The sequence below is a fragment of the Marinococcus salis genome (genome assembly GCF_054971365.1).
Window position 1 is genome coordinate 255,190 of record NZ_JBQOJB010000003.1, and the last position, 17,155, is coordinate 272,344.

Here is a 17,155-nt window from a genome sequence, read left to right on the forward strand (position 1 = left end):
TATTTCTTGAAAGGAGATTACTATGAGTTTACCTAAAACATTAACAATAGCCGGCTCCGACACAAGCGGTGGTGCTGGCATTCAGGCAGATTTAAAAACATTTCAGGAGCTTGGTACGTACGGAATGGTTTCCCTGACTACGATTGTCTCCCAGGATCCAGACAACGAGTGGTTCCACCGCGTTTATCCGATCGACATCTCCACACTTGAAGCACAGCTTGATACAGTGCTTAAAGGGATCGGCGTCCAAGCTGCTAAAACCGGAATGCTTGGCTCAAAAGAAGTCATCGAGCTCGTAGCAAAAAAATTAGATGAACACCATATAGAACAGCTGGTGGTGGATCCGGTGATGGTATGCAAAGGTGCCGATGAGCCGGTCAATCCCGAAATGGACGCTTATTTGCGGGAAACGCTTGTGCCAAAGGCATTTATTGTAACGCCTAATTTGTTCGAAGCATCCCAGCTCGCCCAGGTGCCTCTCCCGCAATCGCTCGAGGACATGAAAGCAGCTGCAGAGAAAATTTATCAGCTTGGTCCTTCCTTCGTTATTGTGAAGGGCGGCGGGGACACCGGAGCAGAAAAATCAATCGATGTTCTTTATGACGGCAACAGCTTTGAGTATATTGAATCTGAAAAAATCAATACAGACTACACTCACGGCGCGGGCTGCACTTTTTCTGCTTCCATCACAGCAGAACTTGCAAATGGAAAGAGCGTGCGGGAAGCAATTCACACTGCAAAACAGTTTATTCAAGCTTCCATTCAGGAATCCTTCCGCCTGAACGATCATGTCGGTTCTGTAAACCATACAGCTTACCGCCACCGCGCTCCCCAATCTTGAATATGTTTTCGGCTTCTACGCCGGGAATAAGCAGGTGACCACCTTGGAATTATTTCAATGCACAAAAAGCGTTTATAAGCACGTCGAAATGGATGTTATCGAAATTTATCCGCCCCAGCTGCTTTTTCGTCACGGTTACATTTATCCAGGCTTTTTCGATGAGAGCGGCGTCTGGATGGCTACCGACGAAGAAGATGTAATCCATGTGATCAGTGAGCACCCCTCGCCAGAACAGGATCACTGGTTCCAACAGCATTTCAAAAAAGTATAAATAAATGGAAGGAGCATGCAGATGAAACGCTATCATGTAGAAGTTCACGGAAATGTTCAAGGCGTCGGGTTTCGGCAGTTCACTCAGTCAGAAGCAGTAAAACACAATATTCATGGCTGGGTTCGCAACAAATCAAACGGAGTGGTGGAAATTGAAGCCGAGGGCACGCCCCAGGACATGGATCACTTTCTTGTCGCAGTACAGGAAGGCAGCCCTTTTTCTACCGTTGAACGCCTCGAAACCTCTGATCTTGATTCTGTCGACCATAATGAATCTTTTGACGTTCGGTTCTAATTAAATGAAACAAAAAACTCTCCAGCTGATGACATTAAGCTGGAGAGTTTTTTCATTAGAAAGCCCAGGATTTACGTTCTTCAAGCCGGGCAGCTGCCTGGCAGACGGGCAGATAAGGCAGATGAAAATCATGGCGGACCACCTGCTCAAGTGCCGGAAAACCATGAATATATTTGGTCACCGTAGCCCCGCTCGCCTTTCGGGCTATCAGTTTATTGTTTTTCAAAGACAGCAGCATATATTTTTCAGGGAGCCAAAGCTGCAGACGCAGCTGATTCATATACGGAGCATCCGACCCGTAAGATTTGTAGACCTTGTTTTGAAGAGCAGCTTCTTCTGCTTCCACTTCAGGGTTAAAAGCCCACGACTCATCCGCCTGCTTTCCGTCTTTCATTCGTATATAACGATACAGCCCCGACTCCTTCTGATAGTGAAACAGCAGCTGCTCGCCATCAAACTTTTTTGAGCTCTCCGTTGCCTTCCGAAGAGGGATAGGTTCAAATAACGGCGCAGTTGTACCTACATCCACAAAATAGGGAGAGAGGCCTGGCTGGTTGGTTTCTACCCGGATCGACACGTGGTCTTCATTTAAATAAATGAGTCTTGCAGAGAATCCCAGCTCCTGCAGCAGCTGATAAAAATGCACGTTCAACGTATAGCACGTTCCTCCCATCTGGTATACCTGGCGCTGATACAAAAAGGACTCGACAGACATTAATGCTGATGCTTCTGTCTTCTCTCCCGCTTCAATCAGCTTACCTACGTTTTCAAATGGAAACTGCTGCAGATGGGAACGAATCAACTTTGTCAAAAACCGAACATTTGGCTGCTCTATTTTCAGCTTTAATATGTGCAGGTAGTCCTCTACCCATGACTGCATGCCAAACAACCTCCTTTTGAGCCGTTAGAAGGCAAAAACAACACGTACCTTCTTTTTGCTCTACAGACTCTTTCAGTCTTCGAGACGTTCATGCACCATGGCCATGACATCCATTTTCAGCTGAAGAAGCTTCTCTTCAGTTTGTTTAAACGTTTCTCCCTTAACTCCGAAATAAAACTTCACTTTTGGTTCCGTGCCTGACGGACGTAGACAGAACCAGGAGTCATCGTCTGTAAAAAACTTCAGTACGTTCGAAGACGGAAGCTGAATAGACTCTTTTTTTCCATTTTCAAGCAAGTACGTGCGTTCCCCTGTTTTATAATCCTCCAGTTTTTGAATAGAAGCATCACTTACCTGCACAGGCGGATCTTCGCGGAATGTTTCGATCAGGTGATCAATTTGGGCCGCGCCCTCTTTTCCTTTTTTCGTTATGGAATCAAGCCCTTCCATAAAGTATCCATAACGGTTGTAAATCTCCAATAGGCCTTCATATACAGTGCGTCCCTGTTTCTTATGCCAAAGCGCCATTTCTGCGATTAAAAGCGCTGCCTGCACAGCATCTTTATCGCGCACAAAGTCTCCGATTAAGTATCCGTAAGATTCCTCATAGCCAAATTGAAACGCATATTCTCCTGTTTCATTATACATTTTGATTTTTTCACCGATGAATTTAAACCCGGTGAGCGTGTCTTCGCATGCCTGGCCATAATGTTCTGCTATAGCTCTTCCAAGTTCAGAAGTTACAATTGTTTTCATTACAATGCCGTTTGCCGGAAGGGTTCCAGCTTCTGTTTTCTGCATGAGAAGATAATCAAGAAGCAAAGCTCCCGTCTGGTTTCCAGTGAGCACCATAAACTCACCGCTGCTGTCTTTAGCTGCCAGGCCAATACGGTCAGCATCTGGATCGGTAGCAATCAGTATATCAGCACCGCTTTCGCTTCCTATTTGAACAGCTTTTGCAAAAGCTTCTTTTTCTTCTGGGTTCGGACTTGGCACGGTAGAAAATTCCGGGTCAGGCGTTAACTGCTCCTCCACTGTCGATACATTGTGAAAACCAGCCTCCGTGAGTGATCGCAGCACTGGTTCTTTCGCAGTTCCGTGAAGTGGTGTGAATACTATATTCAAATCACTGCCGCTTTCTTTAATCATTTCCGGCTTCAGTAGAATCGACTGCAGCGCTTTATCATAAGCTGCATCGGTCTCTTCCCCAAGCATAACGAGAAGGCCTTCCTCCTGCATCGAGCCGCTGTCTTTCACCCGGATTTCAAGTTCATTTTCGACCGATTCCACGCAGGCAATCAACTCATCGGCAGGCCCCGGCGGGAACTGCCCCCCATCCTCTCCGTACACTTTAAAGCCGTTATATTCCGGTGGATTGTGACTTGCTGTAATTACTACACCGGCAAACGCGTATGTTCTCCGCACCGCAAATGAAAGCTCGGGCGTTGGGCGCAGATCTTCAAACAAGTATACCTGGATACCGTGCGCCCCAAGTGTCTGCGCTGTTTCGAGTGCAAACTTTTCCGAATAGTGACGTGGGTCAAACGCAATTGCAACCCCTCGGGACTTTGCCTCCGCTCCCGCATTTTCTATATACCGTGCAAGGCCTTCTGCCGCCCGGCGGATCGTGTATGTATTCATTCTATTCGTACCAGGCCCGATTTCTCCGCGCATGCCCCCGGTTCCAAACGCCAGGTATTGATAAAAGTACTCCTCAGCGTTCGTTTCATCCAGCTCGTGAAGCTTTTCTTTCCATGCGTCTTCTATAAATGCATGGTTTTGCCATCGGTTCCAGTGGTCCGTCCAACTCATATATACAATCACTCCTGAAACGTTTAATATGTTTCCCAGTAAAACAGTCTATTACCAGTATATAAGAAAGCACGCGTTTCTACCATGGTTTTCGGGCATTCCTTTCTTCTCTTTCAAAATAAAAAAGCCTGCTCCAAGTACAGAGCAGGCGAGGTTGTGCAATTTATTAATTTGCTTGTTTTTCCCGGGCTTTTTGGTCATCAACGTCTTCATATGGCTTCGTTGCATAGGCAATTTCAGATTCAAGCTCTTTAGTGTAGGCTTTGGTTTCTTCGTCGGACCAGTTTAATGATTTTTTCATAAACGCAATCACAGACTCTTTCCAGCGCTTCAGCTCCGGCATATCAAAGAACAGGAAGGCCGTTCTTCTGTTTAGGAAGTCTAGCGGCGTAACTGCCATCTCGTACTCGAGGGCGTACAACAGCCGGGCAGCAAGTTTTAACGGCATGCCGCTGTTTTTCGCTTCTTCAAGATTTTCTTCCAGCAGCTCAAGCATTTTCAAGCCATTTGCCCCGTAAAAACGGAACAGATCTTCTGTTTCGTCTCTTGTCATACCTAGTGCTTCGCCGCGGTACGCTTCTTTCACAGCAAACGTTTCATAGCCGGAGGAGCCGCCTACTTCTCCACCTGAAAGCCGGATGTCCTGGGTTGGACATGGCGCGTGAATGTTCATTTTTTCCACCACGACGTCAACAATCCGCTCTGCCATTTTACGGTATCCGGTCAGCTTACCACCAGCAATGGAAATTAACCCCGAATCGGAAATGAAGATCTCATCTTTACGGGAAATTTCAGAAGCGGATTTTCCTTCCTCCTGAATGAGCGGTCGGATGCCGGACCAGCTGGATTCTACGTCTTCCGCCTTTAGTTTTAGGGACGGGAATTCATAATTTGTTACTTCTAAAATATAGTCGCGGTCTTCACGGGAAACACGGGGCTCCTGCAGGTTCGATCCGTAATCAGTATCTGTCGTGCCCACGTATGCCTTATTGCCACGTGGGATGGCAAAGATCATCCGGCCATCCGGAGCATCAAAGTACGTAGCCTGGCGGAGCGGGAACCGGCTGAGGTCAAACACAAGGTGAATTCCTTTCGTGTGATGCAGGTGTTTACCTGTGTTCGATCCGTCTACTTTTCTTAGCGTGTCTACCCACGGGCCCGCAGCGTTCACCACATGGTCCGCATAGATGCGGTGGGTTTCATTGTTGATCAGATCTTTTACTTCCACGCCAATCAGCTTGCCGTTATCATACAAAAGATCAGTAGCTTTGGCGTAGTTAACGGCGTTAGCGCCGAGCTCCACAGCCTTTTTCATTGCTTCGAGAGTTAATCTCGCGTCGTCTGTACGGTATTCAACGTAAACGCCGCCTCCAAGAAGGTTATCTTCGCGAAGTAGTGGCTCTTTCTCCATCGTTCTTTTTTTGTTAAGCATGTAACGGCGCTCATGCTTGTTTACCTGCGCAAGACGGTCATAGACCTGCAACCCGAATGAAGTAGTAGTCTTACCAAGGTTTCCGCCTTTTACGATTGGCAGTAGCATCCACTCCGGCTCAGTAACGTGGGGCGCATTTTCGTACACAATGGCCCGCTCCCTGCCCACTTCGGCAACCAGCTTAATTTCAAACTGTTCGAGGTAACGCAGCCCTCCGTGTACAAGTTTAGTAGAACGGCTGGATGTACCCGCTGCGAAGTCCTGCATTTCGATGCAGGCTGTGTTAAGCCCACGGGCTGTAGCGTCCAATGTAATACCCGCTCCAGTAATGCCGCCTCCGATGACAAGCACGTCGAGGTGGGTCTCTGTCATATTTCTCAAACGCGCTTTGCGTGATAGTGCAGAAAAATGTTGATCTGCCATTCATTTCATCCCCTTTTGAAATATCCGAGAGTAAAAAAGACCGCAGATATCCTCTTCTGGTGTGAAGGGTATCTGCGGTCTCTCTGCATCTCCGACCATTTATTAACTTAACTTCATTGTAATCGCTCGTCCATTCAATTGCAACCGATATGTTTACTTAAACGCCCGTGCTGCATCAACCGCTTTTTTCCAACCTGCATAGTGTTCTTCCCGTTTTTCTTTTTCCATATGCACGTCGAATGATTTTTCAAGCTCCCATTTATCTATAAGCTCTTCTTTGTTTTTCCAAAAGCCTGTGGCAAGACCGGCAAGATAAGCCGCTCCGAGTGCCGTGGTTTCAAGTACATACGGGCGTTCCACCCGGACATCAGCCATATCACACTGGAACTGCATAAGGAAGTTATTCGGCACAACGCCGCCGTCAACGCGCAATGTTTTTACTTCCATACCCGCATCTTCCCTCATAACGTCAAGCACGTCCTTCGTCTGGTAAGCGAGTGCTTCAAGCGTCGCCCGGATAAAGTGCTCTTTTTCCGTACCACGTGTCAGGCCGAATACAGCCCCCCGCACTTCGCTGTCCCAATAAGGAGCCCCCAGGCCGGTGAAGGCCGGGACCACGTATACGCCCTCATTGTCGTTTACACGCAGCGCATAAGCTTCAGAATCTGAGGAAGAGTCAATCAGGCGCATGCCGTCTTTTAGCCACTGCACGGCTGAACCCGCCACAAAAATACTTCCTTCAAGCGCATATTTCACTTTCCCGTCAAGACCCCATGCGATGGTTGTAAGCAGTCCGTTGTTTGAGTGAATCGGAGTCTCTCCCGTCTGCATCAGCATAAAGCAGCCCGTGCCGTAAGTATTTTTGACCATACCTTCGTCGAAGCACGTTTGTCCAAACAAAGCTGCATGCTGATCACCGGCTGCTGAGGCGATTGGTATCTCTTCCCCAAAGAAATGATAATTTACCGTATGGCCGTAAATTTCCGACGACGATTTCACTTCAGGAAGCATCGTTTCGGGAATGTCCAGCATCTGTAGAAGTTCCTGGTCCCAGGTTAGGTCATAAATGTTAAACATCATCGTACGCGAGGCATTGGAATAGTCCGTTACATGAGCCTTGCCGCCGGTTAGCCTCCAGATCAGCCACGTATCAATCGTTCCAAACAACAAATCTCCCTGCTCTGCTCTTTCTTTCGTTCCATCAATATTATCAAGAATCCATTTTACTTTCGTTCCCGAAAAGTAAGGGTCAAGCAGAAGACCGGTTTTGCTTCTTACCATGTCTTCATATCCCTGCTGCTTTAATTCATCACAAATAGTGGCAGTCTGCCGGGACTGCCATACCAATGCGTGATACACTGGTTTTCCGGTGTGCTTGTCCCACACCACTGTGGTTTCACGTTGATTTGTAATGCCGATCCCGCTGATCTGCTTTGGAGAAACTTCATTGTTCTCAAGCACTCCGGCAATACAGCCGAGCACACCGGACCAGATTTCATTGGCATTGTGTTCCACCCAGCCGGCGCGGGGAAAATACTGCTCCAACTCACGCTGTTCACTGCCTACAATCCGGCCTTCCTGATCAAACAATATAGCTCTTGAACTGGTCGTTCCCTGGTCTATTGCGAGAATGTATTTCTTTTCAGTCATCGTTGTTTCCTCCACTTATCTTTTCTCTATTTTGGCCACAGTGATTTTTCCGTCGTCGATATGGCCGATGCTCCTGCACTCCAAGCAGCAGAAACCTCTTCCTGCGAACGAATAAGGCCACCTGCAATAACAGGCACATTTTTATTTTCTGCTACTTCCTTAATCATAGATGGTACAATACCCGGCAGAAGCTCCACCATGTCTGGTTTAATGTCTTCAAGCAGCTTATAGCTTGTTTCAAGCGCGAGTGAATCCAGTAAAAACAAGCGCTGCACTGTGATAAGGTTGTTTTTTTTGGCAGTTGTAAGAATCTGCCGGCGAGTGCTGATCAAACCGTCCGGACGGATATTCTGGCACAAATACTGGGCTGCAGAATCGTCATGGGCGAGTCCCTGGACCAGATCTGCATGCAAAAGCACTTTTTTATCCGCCCGTTTGCTTAACTGCATCAGGCTTTTAAGCTTTGCCAAATGCACGTTCAAAATGACTACGTACCGTCCGGAGGTTTTGAGCGCTTTTTCAAACTCCCTTTCATTACGGGCGGCTGGCAGAATTTTTTGGCCGGTAAGCATATCTTTCCCCCTTTATCTCCCTTTCGCGTTCAAGCTTTTTGAATTACGACTGCTTTTAGCTGTGCTATACTTTACACAAATACAAAAAATACTATACAGGTGATGGACGGTGTTCGCAATGACCCAACAAAACGAGACAAAAAATAATGAACTGGCTACCTTTGCCGGCGGGTGCTTTTGGTGCATGGTACAGCCGTTTGACGAGCTGCCCGGCATTATCTCCATTACGTCCGGCTACACCGGAGGCAGTGTCGCAAACCCTTCGTATGAGCAGGTAAAAGCCGGTACCACAGGTCATAGAGAAGCAGTTCAAATTGAATTTGACCCCGCGCTGTTTTCCTATCAGCAGCTGCTCGATCTATACTGGCCTCAAATTGATCCTACCGATCCAGACGGCCAGTTTCACGACCGCGGCCCGCAATACCAGACGGCTATTTTCTACCATAGCGAAGAGCAGCGCCGGCTGGCGGAAGCCTCGAGGCAGCGGGTAGAAGACAGCGGCCGATTCCGTGACCCCGTAGTCACAGAGATCAAACCGGCGGAACCTTTTTATCCGGCTGAAGAATCCCACCAGAACTTTTACAAAAAAGAACGGGAAGCTTATAAAAAAGACCGCGCCCTCTCCGGCCGTGATGAATTTATTGAAGCTCACTGGGACAGTTCCCCGGGGCATTAATAATAAATTATTTTCTATCAAAAAGAGCTTCAGCAGGCAGCATCTGCTGAAGCTCTTTTTATGGACTGAAGGTAAAATCATCGAGCGGCCAGTACCTGATACTCGCTTCCCCGACAATCTGGTTTTCATCTACAAAACCGACGGCATCAGCTCTGCTGTCTTCACTCCTCGGGCGGTTGTCGCCCATTACAAAATAACTGTCTTCCGGGACGGTTGTTTCACCGGTTACCCCCTCAAGTGTAAAGTCCTGAGTGAAGACCCCGCTTGTTTCATTTTTATATTCTTCTAAGTACGGCTCTTCCTGGGCTTCTCCGTTGATGTAGAGAGTATCATCTCTGTATTCTACTGTGTCCCCGGGGAGCCCGATAACTCTTTTAATATAATCACTGTTTTCATTTGCATGGAAAACGATAATATCTGAGTGCTCGGGCTCAGAAAAAGCATAGCCGATCTTGTTAATAATCATCCGCTGCCCGTCTTCCACTGTAGGCAGCATGGAAGGGCCACTAACCACATAGTTGGCAAACAAGAAGCCGCGCACAATGACGACAATTAATACGACGACGACAATTACTTTAATCCAATCCCATATTTCCTTTGACCAATTCGTCATTACCGACTTCCTCCGTTTCTATCTGCCTTTTCACTCTAGCACGGTTTCTGCGGATGAACAATCCAGAAATACATGCAGACTAGAGGCATTATATCATATTTTTTACGGAACTTTCTTTTCCTTTTAATCTTAAAGCCTTCTTTGTCGATATATTAAATATACTGAGGCAAAGGAATTAATTACATGAGAAAACTCTTAGGGCTTATATGGATACTATTATTTATAACCAGCGGGGCAGTGGTTTCCTGGCTGTTTATAAAAGAGCTGAGCAGCACCCAGGCTCTTTCTTCTTTCCTTGAAGAACAGGTGGACGTTTCCAGCGTACCTATTGCCCAGAACAGTTACGTTACCGACCATAAGGGTGATCAAATTGCTGAATACAGGACAGAGGAAGACCGTCGTTACGTATCGCTTTCTCACTTTCCTGAACATGCCAGAGCTGCATTTATTGCCACAGAGGACCAAAAGTTTTACGAACACCAGGGAGTTGATCCTTTAGGCGTTGTACGGGCTCTTATAAGCAATGCAAGTACCGGGAGCATTGAAGAAGGAGCAAGTACAATTACGCAGCAGGCGACAAGAAATATCTATTTCTCTCATCAGCAGACCTATGAACGAAAGGTTGCCGAAGTTCTTTTCGCTTACCAGTTCGAACAATCCTATACAAAAAACGAAATACTGGAAATGTATATGAACACTATTTATTTTGGCGAAGGTATTTACGGTTTCGAAACGGCAAGCCATTCCTATTTTGGCAGGTCAAGCAGTGATCTCTCGCTCGCGCAAACAGCTTTTTTGGCAGCGGTACCGGCTAATCCGTCCTACTATAACCCCGTGGAACATCCCGAGCGGACCCGGGAAAGGCAGCTGTGGATATTGGAAAAAATGAATGAAGCCGAAGTGATAACTGCTGAAGAAAAAATGAGCGCTTCCGAAGAAACTGTTTCCGTAGATTTACAAGAAAGAAATGCCAATCCCTATCCTGATTATACTGATTATGTAAAACATGAATTCAAACAGCTTGTGGCACAAAACGAAGGTTGGGACGAACGGCTCAATCAAGCGGAGGGAAGCGAAAAAGAAGCTCTTTCCGAGAAGCTTAACATACGCACAAACCAGCTCCTTCAGTCCGGTATTACCATCCATACCACCCTGGACACTGATATACAGAATATGCTAATAGAAAAATCCCGCTCCTACTGGCAACAGCGCGGCATAGAAGGAGCCGCCGTTATCATTGATCATCGTGCCGGCGCTCTTACGGCCATGAGCGGCGGGGCAGATTATCATGAATATGAATTCAACCGGGCTTTTCAGGCTTACCGGCAGCCTGGATCAGTATGGAAGCCGCTGCTCGTCTACGGACCGTACCTTGAAGAACACGAGCGTTCGATTCACCAATTAGTTTCTACCAAAAAATACTGTGTTGCTTCCTATTGCCCTGCAAATGAAGGCGGAGCAGCAAAAGAGCGCGTCACGATTAAATCAGCGCTTGCCTTTTCCTACAACACCTCCGCTCTGCGCCTTATGCATCAAACCGGCCTAGAAGCTTCCTTTCAGTACCTCGAGAAGTTTGAGTGGGCGGAATTAACTCCGGCAGACAGGCAGTACGCTGCTGCTCTCGGCGGCGTTGAACGTGGTGTTTCACCAGTGGAATTAACAAGCGCTTACACCGTATTTTCTAACGACGGAACGTACGAGCCACCGCGTGCTATTACTTCTGTTACTGATGCAGATGGAAAGCTCCTGTTTGAATGGGAGTCCCAGGAAACCACCGTCTGGTCTCCTGAAACCAATGATCAAATGCGTGAAGTTCTTCGCGCCACTGTCGTTTCAGGAACGGCTTCCAGCCTGGCAGGTTTTGCAGATGTCAGCGGCAAAACGGGTACTTCAAATGCTACGAGAGACAGTTGGTTTGCCGGCTATGATGACAGGTACACAGTGGGGGTCTGGCATGGATACGACGACCCCCGGCCCCTACCTCCGGATAACAGCGCCATCGCTTTCTGGAAAACGATTTATCCCATGCTTTACGAAAAAAACGAACAGCCTTAGCCGTCCGTTTTTTTCATACTGGCAAACTATGTAAAAAACTATTGTACAAACGTAAAAACGCATATCCCGTCCCAAGAATAAAAAGTCCCCAGAAAGACACATGCAGTAGAAAAAAACCAACCATTCCGGTAAAACGAAGAGAGGAGGCCAGGCGGATGATCAAATACACGAATGACACAAGCGTCGCTCCAATGAAAAGCCCTCCGAGTAGATAAAGTTGGGAAGTAAGAAACAGTGACACTCCCCCAGCTATTAAATAGATCCATCCACAGCTTTGAAGATAAGAGCGGGCGTCTCCAGCTTCATCGTTTAAAAAAAATAACAAGGACAGCCCCATCATTGTATCCGAAATTAATTTTAAGGCAGCAATGATCATAAAAAACGCAAGCATAAGTATAAAAAGCATGGTTAATTTAATTCCATTCTCTGAAAAAAACTCGAGCATGCCCTGATAAACACCGGCCGTTTCTAAAAAAGCGGCGGTATACTGCTGGGTCCAGACGCCAAAGGATAAACAGAAAAATAAAATAGCAAGGATCGGAAAGTGGCTGGTCAAATAGGCATTTTTCATTGCGTACTCCAGGGGTCAGTTAGCATGGACGACATGAAATTGGCGGATCTGATTACCGGTGGCAGCGCTCTCTCTTTTTTCCTGCCCGCCTGATCGATGAGAAGATTTAAAAGAGTCACTTTCAAGCCAGTTCTGAAAGTCTTCCTTGGTCTCCCACTTTGTGAAAACAAGCTGTTTTCCATCTTCTGTCGTTTCGTCTAAAAACAAAAATTCCAAACACCCCGGCACCTGATTCATCTTTTCAGCACTAGCGCCAAAACGTTCCTGAATTTGTTCCTTCGCTTCTGCCGGCACCTCAAGTTCATTAATAACAACGTACATTTTTTATCCCTCTTTCATTATTGTAATTGTGGAAACGCCTGCTGGCGAAGCGCTTCATACACTAAAATAGCTGCCGTGTTGGACAAATTTAATGAACGGACTTTATCATTCTGGGGTATCCGGATACACTTTTCCTGATACTTCTCAGTCACATATTCGGGAAGGCCAGTAGTTTCACGCCCAAATACAAAAAAATAATCTTTCGCCGGATCTGAATAGTCATGCACGGCATATGAAGACGAGCCTACTGTTTCTACAAAGAAAAATTCCGCTTCCGGATACGAGTTCATCCATTCTTCAAGTGAATCATAATAGTGAATCTGCACATTGGGCCAGTAATCACATCCCGCCCGCTTCAACATCCGGTCCTCCGTAGAAAAACCAAGCGGGCGTATTAAATGCAGGTGAGTATCCGTCCCCGCACACGTTCTTGCAATGTTTCCAGTGTTTGCCGGTATTTCTGGTTGAAATAATACCACGTGTAAAGCCAAATCGCTCTCTCCTTCTTTTCCTACCGCGATACCGCCTGCGCTCTTTCTAGTTCAAGCAGTCCTTCTTTTACATGTACTCCCCCGCCAAACCCTACCATTTTCCCGTTTTTCCCAATGACCCGATGGCACGGAACGATAATGGAAACCGGGTTTTTGTTATTAGCCATTCCTACTGCCCGGAAAGCTTTTGGCGAATCAGCTTCTGCAGCAATTTCTGCATAGGACTTTGTCATTCCATAAGGAATACCTTGAAGGGCCTCCCATACTCTTTTTTGAAAAGGCGTCCCCCTCATATCGAGCGGCACCGTAAAATCGGTGCGCTCGTTCGCCTCATATTCTTCGAGCTCCCGGAAAACTTTATTATGCAGAGGATGCAGTTCTGCCCGCAGTCCGCATGAAGCACCGATATGCTTTTTCAGCCAACGGTTTATTCGTTCTTCATTTTCTTTTAAGGAACCAAAGTGCAGCATGCAGACACGGCCTTCGTATATTACTACGGTCACTTCACCTATATTACCGATTGTTCGCGATGCAGCCCACGCCTCCATAATAATCCTCCTTGATACATTTTCTTCTATTATACTCGTTCCGGAGATGTTTTATCCAATGCTTTTGAAATTTCTTCAAGCACTTCTTCGTCTTTTTCCCTGCTGCCAGCATGATGCAGTGCCTCGACTCCTTCCTGCGTCGGCATTTCTCCTAATGCCCAGGCACAGGCCCCTCGTATCACCGGCCGCGGATCGTTACAGAGCAGCTGTACAATTGTCGGTATCGAGGATTTTTCTTTCATATGGCCGAGAGCGATCAGGGCGTTACGCTGAATTGGTTTTTTTCCTCTCCACGAACCGGCAATGTATCCGAATTTTTCTTTAAACTCCCGGTTAGAAATTGTTAATAACGGTTCGAGCAGTGGCTTCACTACTTCCGGCTCCGGTTCAAATTCCGGGTGGTTATGGAAATCTACCCCTTTATTTTCCGGACACACCTGCTGGCAGGTGTCGCATCCGTACAATCTATTGCCAAGCTTATGGCGGTAGCGCTCCGGCAGCGCTTCCTTCGTCTGCGTCAAATAGGCGATACACTTTTTCGCGTCAAGCTGTCCCCCCTGAATCAAAGCATCCGTGGGGCATAAATCCACACAGCGGTTGCACGTGCCGCATTGATCCATCAGCGGAGTATCCTCCGGCAGGTACAGCGTAGTAATCATTTCGCCTAAATAAACATGCGAGCCGAATTCAGGGGTAATTATAGCGCAGTTTTTGCCGCTCCATCCAATGCCCGCACGCTCTGCCACTGCACGGTCCGATAATTCACCAGTATCAACCATCGATTTACACTCTGCTCCCGGAACCGTTTCTTGTATGAAGGTCTCCAGTTGGTTTAATTTATCCCGCAGGACGTCATGGTAATCTTTGCCCCAGGAAGCACGGCAAAACTGGCCTCTACGTGCTCCAGGGCGATTCTTTGGCGCCTCCGGAAGCTTCGTGGGATATGCGAGGGCGATAGATATAATCGTTGTCGCTTCCGTCAGGAGAAGCTCAGGGTGCGTTCTTTTATCAATATCGTCTTCTTCAAAGCCGGACTGATAGTTCAGCCGCTGCTGTTCTTTCAGCCTTGCTTTTAAGGTTACAAAGGGGGAGGCAGAAGCAAAACCTACTTTATCAATGCCGATAGATTCCGCAAATGCCTGAATTTCCTCTTTTAATTCCTGTGCCGTTCGCATGGACGGCCCTCCTTTATAAATCATTTCGCCGGAGTCTGTGAAAGTGGTATGATACATTATGAGCTAGACATGAAGGGGGATATATATGCTCAAAGACATTTCTATTTCTTCTGCTGTTTTTAAAATTATTCCTTCTTTTCAATGCGGCGTCAACATCTACCGCGACATTGTTATTGATGACTCCCCTGGAATGCTTCGGGGGCGCGTGGACTTCTTCCATAAACAAATCCAGATGGATCTGCTTGATCAGTCTGTCTATGACTATACAGGTGTTCGGCAGTGGCAACAAATATTAGAACAGGCAGGGCTTATTGACCGTTCGCTGCCACCTCTCCATGAACAGCTGCACAAAAATTTACAGGCAGATAATATCCCGCCTTCTGAGCATTCCGGTGAAGACCTCATTCATTTTTTTAATCTTCAGTATGAAACTCCGGTTATATTGATCGATGCAGATACTGTCTTCGATTATGTAAAAATCGGCTTCGGCGTAGAGCAGGACCAGCTTCAGATCACTGAAAACCATCTCCATCCGATGTACGGACAAATTATCGCCAAAGACCGCAAGAAAACATTGGCCTCATTAAGCGGACCAGGCCTGGACAGCAGAACCAGCCGTTCGACTACTACAGCAATACAATTAACCTTTATACGGCCACAGCTCTCCAATGATTCTGCTGCTGAACTTACTCAGGCAGTGGGAGATATGTTTACTCAAATTCACGGAGGCACCGTAGAAAGCCGTCTTCTGCGCGCAGCTTCTCCTGTCTGGGAGTTCTCCTTATAATTATAAAAAAAGTCTCTCCTTTTTAAAAAGGAAAGACTTTTTCTTTATATCCAGCTTTCGCATTTAAAATTAAACATAAAAATAACGCTTCTCTCTAGAAACGTTTTCCTGGCTCGTTAAATGGTAGCGAAGGTGGGACTCGAACCCACACGTCCAGAGGACACTTGATTTTGAGTCAAGCGCGTCTACCGGTTCCGCCACTTCGCCGTTCAACTAAAAAATGGTACCGAGGGCCGGACTCGAACCGGCACGGTTGATGACCAACCGCAGGATTTTAAGTCCTGTGTGTCTACCAATTCCACCACCCCGGCAGGCGTTTGCTTCTCTTTAATAATGGAGGCGGTACCCGGATTCGAACCGGGGGATAAGGGTTTTGCAGACCCGTGCCTTACCACTTGGCTATACCGCCATTCCAGAGAATGGCTTAATGCTTATGTTAATAATGGAGCGGAAGACGGGATTCGAACCCGCGACCCCCACCTTGGCAAGGTGGTGTTCTACCACTGAACTACTTCCGCAATTGGCTGGGCTAGCTGGATTCGAACCAGCGCATCACGGGACCAAAACCCGATGCCTTACCGCTTGGCTATAGCCCATTATCCAATATGGGGCGATTGGTGGGAATTGAACCCACGCGTGCCGGAACCACAATCCGGTGCGTTAACCACTTCGCCACAACCGCCATATGAACATAACACATTAAAAATGGCAGGGGTAGTAGGAATCGAACCCACATTGGCGGTTTTGGAGACCGCTGTTTTGCCATTAAACTATACCCCTGTATAAGTGGTGGAGGGGGACGGATTCGAACCGCCGAACCCGAAGGAGCGGATTTACAGTCCGCCGCGTTTGGCCAACTTCGCTACCCCTCCACATATGGTGCCGGCCAGAGGACTTGAACCCCCAACCTACTGATTACAAGTCAGTTGCTCTACCAATTGAGCTAGACCGGCATTTTTTGAATGGTGGCTCGAGACGGAATCGAACCGCCGACACGAGGATTTTCAGTCCACTGCTCTACCGACTGAGCTATCGAGCCACATTAGATATTGTTGCCATAAATTGATTCAATGAAGCAATTCGGAATAGACAACTGAAATTATACCTTATTCATTTTGTTTGTCAATACGAATAAAGGTAAAATGGCGGGCCTGACGGGATTTGAACCCGCGATCTCCTGCGTGACAGGCAGGCATGTTAACCACTACACCACAGGCCCTTTTGGTTGCGGGGGACGGATTTGAACCGACGACCTCCGGGTTATGAGCCCGACGAGCTACCAGACTGCTCTACCCCGCGATATAAAATATATGGTGGAGGATGACAGGATCGAACTGCCGACCCCCTGCTTGTAAGGCAGGTGCTCTCCCAGCTGAGCTAATCCTCCGTGAATGGTGACCCGTACGGGATTCGAACCCGTGTTACCGCCGTGAAAGGGCGGTGTCTTAACCACTTGACCAACGGGCCTCTGAAATAAATATGTATGGCGGAGAGCGAGGGATTCGAACCCTCGAGACGGGAATGCCGCCTACACGATTTCCAATCGTGCTCCTTCGGCCACTCGGACAGCTCTCCAGTGGCTCCGCAGGCAGGATTCGAACCTGCGACCAATCGGTTAACAGCCGATTGCTCTACCACTGAGCTACTGCGGAATATAATAAAAAAAGCCCGGCAGCGATCTACTTTCACGGGGGGAGAGCCCCCGGCTATCATCAACGCTGAAGAGCTTAACTTCCGTGTTCG

The 17,155-nt window shown here is 47.4% G+C and carries 17 protein-coding genes and 16 tRNA genes; 6 read left to right on the forward strand and 27 right to left on the reverse strand.

Going from position 1 to position 17,155, the window contains the following annotated elements:
* Nucleotides 1-22 precede the first annotated feature (22 nt).
* From pdxK to ACTTK6_RS04710, 3 genes are read left to right on the forward strand one after another with little or no spacing between them, the layout of a single operon-like run.
* The gene (gene pdxK / locus ACTTK6_RS04700; RefSeq protein WP_094908017.1) at nucleotides 23-841 is read left to right on the forward strand and encodes a pyridoxine/pyridoxal/pyridoxamine kinase; all 819 of its coding nucleotides are present in this window, start codon (nucleotides 23-25) and stop codon (nucleotides 839-841) included.
* Between the two features lie 43 nt (nucleotides 842-884).
* A complete protein-coding gene (locus ACTTK6_RS04705; protein ID WP_079476948.1) occupies nucleotides 885-1,112 on the forward strand; it encodes a hypothetical protein in 228 nt (75 codons plus the stop codon).
* A 21-nt stretch (nucleotides 1,113-1,133) separates the two neighbouring features.
* Entirely contained in the window at nucleotides 1,134-1,406 is a 273-nt protein-coding gene (locus tag ACTTK6_RS04710) for an acylphosphatase (RefSeq protein WP_079476949.1), read from the forward strand.
* A 55-nt stretch (nucleotides 1,407-1,461) separates the two neighbouring features.
* Here the strand turns inward: ACTTK6_RS04710 and ACTTK6_RS04715 are convergent, their stop codons facing one another.
* From ACTTK6_RS04715 to ACTTK6_RS04735, 5 genes are all read right to left on the reverse strand, one after another.
* Nucleotides 1,462-2,286: an arylamine N-acetyltransferase gene (locus ACTTK6_RS04715; protein WP_079476950.1), complete on the reverse strand. Its 825-nt coding sequence runs from the start codon at nucleotides 2,284-2,286 to the stop codon at nucleotides 1,462-1,464.
* 72 nt (nucleotides 2,287-2,358) lie between these two features.
* Entirely contained in the window at nucleotides 2,359-4,098 is a 1,740-nt protein-coding gene (locus tag ACTTK6_RS04720; protein ID WP_462832822.1) for a phospho-sugar mutase, read from the reverse strand.
* 166 nt (nucleotides 4,099-4,264) lie between these two features.
* A complete protein-coding gene (locus ACTTK6_RS04725) occupies nucleotides 4,265-5,953 on the reverse strand; it encodes a glycerol-3-phosphate dehydrogenase/oxidase (RefSeq protein WP_079476952.1) in 1,689 nt (562 codons plus the stop codon).
* Between the two features lie 153 nt (nucleotides 5,954-6,106).
* Nucleotides 6,107-7,603: a glycerol kinase GlpK gene (glpK, locus tag ACTTK6_RS04730; RefSeq protein ID WP_079476953.1), complete on the reverse strand. Its 1,497-nt coding sequence runs from the start codon at nucleotides 7,601-7,603 to the stop codon at nucleotides 6,107-6,109.
* 26 nt (nucleotides 7,604-7,629) lie between these two features.
* Nucleotides 7,630-8,175: a glycerol-3-phosphate responsive antiterminator gene (locus tag ACTTK6_RS04735; protein WP_079476954.1), complete on the reverse strand. Its 546-nt coding sequence runs from the start codon at nucleotides 8,173-8,175 to the stop codon at nucleotides 7,630-7,632.
* 118 nt (nucleotides 8,176-8,293) lie between these two features.
* Here ACTTK6_RS04735 and msrA point away from each other — a divergent pair, with 118 nt between their 5' ends.
* Nucleotides 8,294-8,851 (forward strand): peptide-methionine (S)-S-oxide reductase MsrA, encoded by a 558-nt coding sequence (gene msrA / locus ACTTK6_RS04740; RefSeq protein ID WP_079476955.1) that lies wholly within the window; start codon nucleotides 8,294-8,296, stop codon nucleotides 8,849-8,851.
* A gap of 58 nt (nucleotides 8,852-8,909) precedes the next feature.
* On the opposite strand, the gene lepB is transcribed toward msrA, so the two are convergent.
* Complete coding sequence (gene lepB / locus ACTTK6_RS04745) at nucleotides 8,910-9,464, reverse strand: signal peptidase I (RefSeq protein WP_079476956.1); 555 nt, start codon at nucleotides 9,462-9,464, stop codon at nucleotides 8,910-8,912.
* 183 nt (nucleotides 9,465-9,647) lie between these two features.
* Between lepB and ACTTK6_RS04750 the strand changes: the two genes are divergently transcribed.
* A complete protein-coding gene (locus ACTTK6_RS04750) occupies nucleotides 9,648-11,519 on the forward strand; it encodes a transglycosylase domain-containing protein (protein ID WP_462832824.1) in 1,872 nt (623 codons plus the stop codon).
* A 13-nt stretch (nucleotides 11,520-11,532) separates the two neighbouring features.
* Here the strand turns inward: ACTTK6_RS04750 and ACTTK6_RS04755 are convergent, their stop codons facing one another.
* The 5 genes from ACTTK6_RS04755 to queG are packed head-to-tail and all read right to left on the reverse strand — an operon-like array spanning nucleotide 11,533 to nucleotide 14,625.
* The gene (locus ACTTK6_RS04755) at nucleotides 11,533-12,090 is read right to left on the reverse strand and encodes a DUF5366 family protein (RefSeq protein WP_462832825.1); all 558 of its coding nucleotides are present in this window, start codon (nucleotides 12,088-12,090) and stop codon (nucleotides 11,533-11,535) included.
* A gap of 15 nt (nucleotides 12,091-12,105) precedes the next feature.
* Entirely contained in the window at nucleotides 12,106-12,411 is a 306-nt protein-coding gene (locus ACTTK6_RS04760) for an antibiotic biosynthesis monooxygenase family protein (protein WP_079476959.1), read from the reverse strand.
* A gap of 17 nt (nucleotides 12,412-12,428) precedes the next feature.
* On the reverse strand, nucleotides 12,429-12,902 hold the full coding sequence (trmL, locus tag ACTTK6_RS04765) for a tRNA (uridine(34)/cytosine(34)/5-carboxymethylaminomethyluridine(34)-2'-O)-methyltransferase TrmL (RefSeq protein ID WP_079476961.1): 474 nt from the start codon (nucleotides 12,900-12,902) through the stop codon (nucleotides 12,429-12,431).
* 20 nt (nucleotides 12,903-12,922) lie between these two features.
* A complete protein-coding gene (locus tag ACTTK6_RS04770; RefSeq protein ID WP_462832827.1) occupies nucleotides 12,923-13,450 on the reverse strand; it encodes a methylated-DNA--[protein]-cysteine S-methyltransferase in 528 nt (175 codons plus the stop codon).
* 29 nt (nucleotides 13,451-13,479) lie between these two features.
* Nucleotides 13,480-14,625: a tRNA epoxyqueuosine(34) reductase QueG gene (queG, locus tag ACTTK6_RS04775; protein ID WP_462832828.1), complete on the reverse strand. Its 1,146-nt coding sequence runs from the start codon at nucleotides 14,623-14,625 to the stop codon at nucleotides 13,480-13,482.
* An 85-nt stretch (nucleotides 14,626-14,710) separates the two neighbouring features.
* Between queG and ACTTK6_RS04780 the strand changes: the two genes are divergently transcribed.
* Complete coding sequence (locus tag ACTTK6_RS04780) at nucleotides 14,711-15,412, forward strand: hypothetical protein (protein ID WP_462832829.1); 702 nt, start codon at nucleotides 14,711-14,713, stop codon at nucleotides 15,410-15,412.
* Between the two features lie 121 nt (nucleotides 15,413-15,533).
* Here ACTTK6_RS04780 and ACTTK6_RS04785 read toward each other — a convergent pair.
* The 16 genes from ACTTK6_RS04785 to ACTTK6_RS04860 form a co-directional block, all read right to left on the reverse strand.
* Nucleotides 15,534-15,619, reverse strand: a tRNA-Leu gene (locus ACTTK6_RS04785).
* 14 nt (nucleotides 15,620-15,633) lie between these two features.
* Nucleotides 15,634-15,723: transfer RNA gene (locus ACTTK6_RS04790), tRNA-Leu, on the reverse strand.
* Nucleotides 15,724-15,746: 23 nt separating this feature from the next.
* Nucleotides 15,747-15,821, reverse strand: a tRNA-Cys gene (locus ACTTK6_RS04795).
* A gap of 34 nt (nucleotides 15,822-15,855) precedes the next feature.
* A tRNA-Gly gene (locus tag ACTTK6_RS04800) sits at nucleotides 15,856-15,930 on the reverse strand.
* Nucleotides 15,931-15,933: 3 nt separating this feature from the next.
* Nucleotides 15,934-16,008 (reverse strand) — tRNA-Gln (locus ACTTK6_RS04805).
* 10 nt (nucleotides 16,009-16,018) lie between these two features.
* Nucleotides 16,019-16,094, reverse strand: a tRNA-His gene (locus ACTTK6_RS04810).
* 24 nt (nucleotides 16,095-16,118) lie between these two features.
* Nucleotides 16,119-16,192 (reverse strand) — tRNA-Trp (locus tag ACTTK6_RS04815).
* 7 nt (nucleotides 16,193-16,199) lie between these two features.
* Nucleotides 16,200-16,284, reverse strand: a tRNA-Tyr gene (locus ACTTK6_RS04820).
* A 5-nt stretch (nucleotides 16,285-16,289) separates the two neighbouring features.
* A tRNA-Thr gene (locus tag ACTTK6_RS04825) sits at nucleotides 16,290-16,365 on the reverse strand.
* A 10-nt stretch (nucleotides 16,366-16,375) separates the two neighbouring features.
* Nucleotides 16,376-16,451 (reverse strand) — tRNA-Phe (locus ACTTK6_RS04830).
* Between the two features lie 104 nt (nucleotides 16,452-16,555).
* A tRNA-Asp gene (locus tag ACTTK6_RS04835) sits at nucleotides 16,556-16,631 on the reverse strand.
* Between the two features lie 3 nt (nucleotides 16,632-16,634).
* Nucleotides 16,635-16,711: transfer RNA gene (locus ACTTK6_RS04840), tRNA-Met, on the reverse strand.
* A gap of 12 nt (nucleotides 16,712-16,723) precedes the next feature.
* Nucleotides 16,724-16,799: transfer RNA gene (locus ACTTK6_RS04845), tRNA-Val, on the reverse strand.
* Nucleotides 16,800-16,804: 5 nt separating this feature from the next.
* Nucleotides 16,805-16,879: transfer RNA gene (locus tag ACTTK6_RS04850), tRNA-Glu, on the reverse strand.
* 17 nt (nucleotides 16,880-16,896) lie between these two features.
* Nucleotides 16,897-16,987, reverse strand: a tRNA-Ser gene (locus tag ACTTK6_RS04855).
* Nucleotides 16,988-16,989: 2 nt separating this feature from the next.
* Nucleotides 16,990-17,064: transfer RNA gene (locus ACTTK6_RS04860), tRNA-Asn, on the reverse strand.
* Nucleotides 17,065-17,155: the final 91 nt, after the last annotated feature.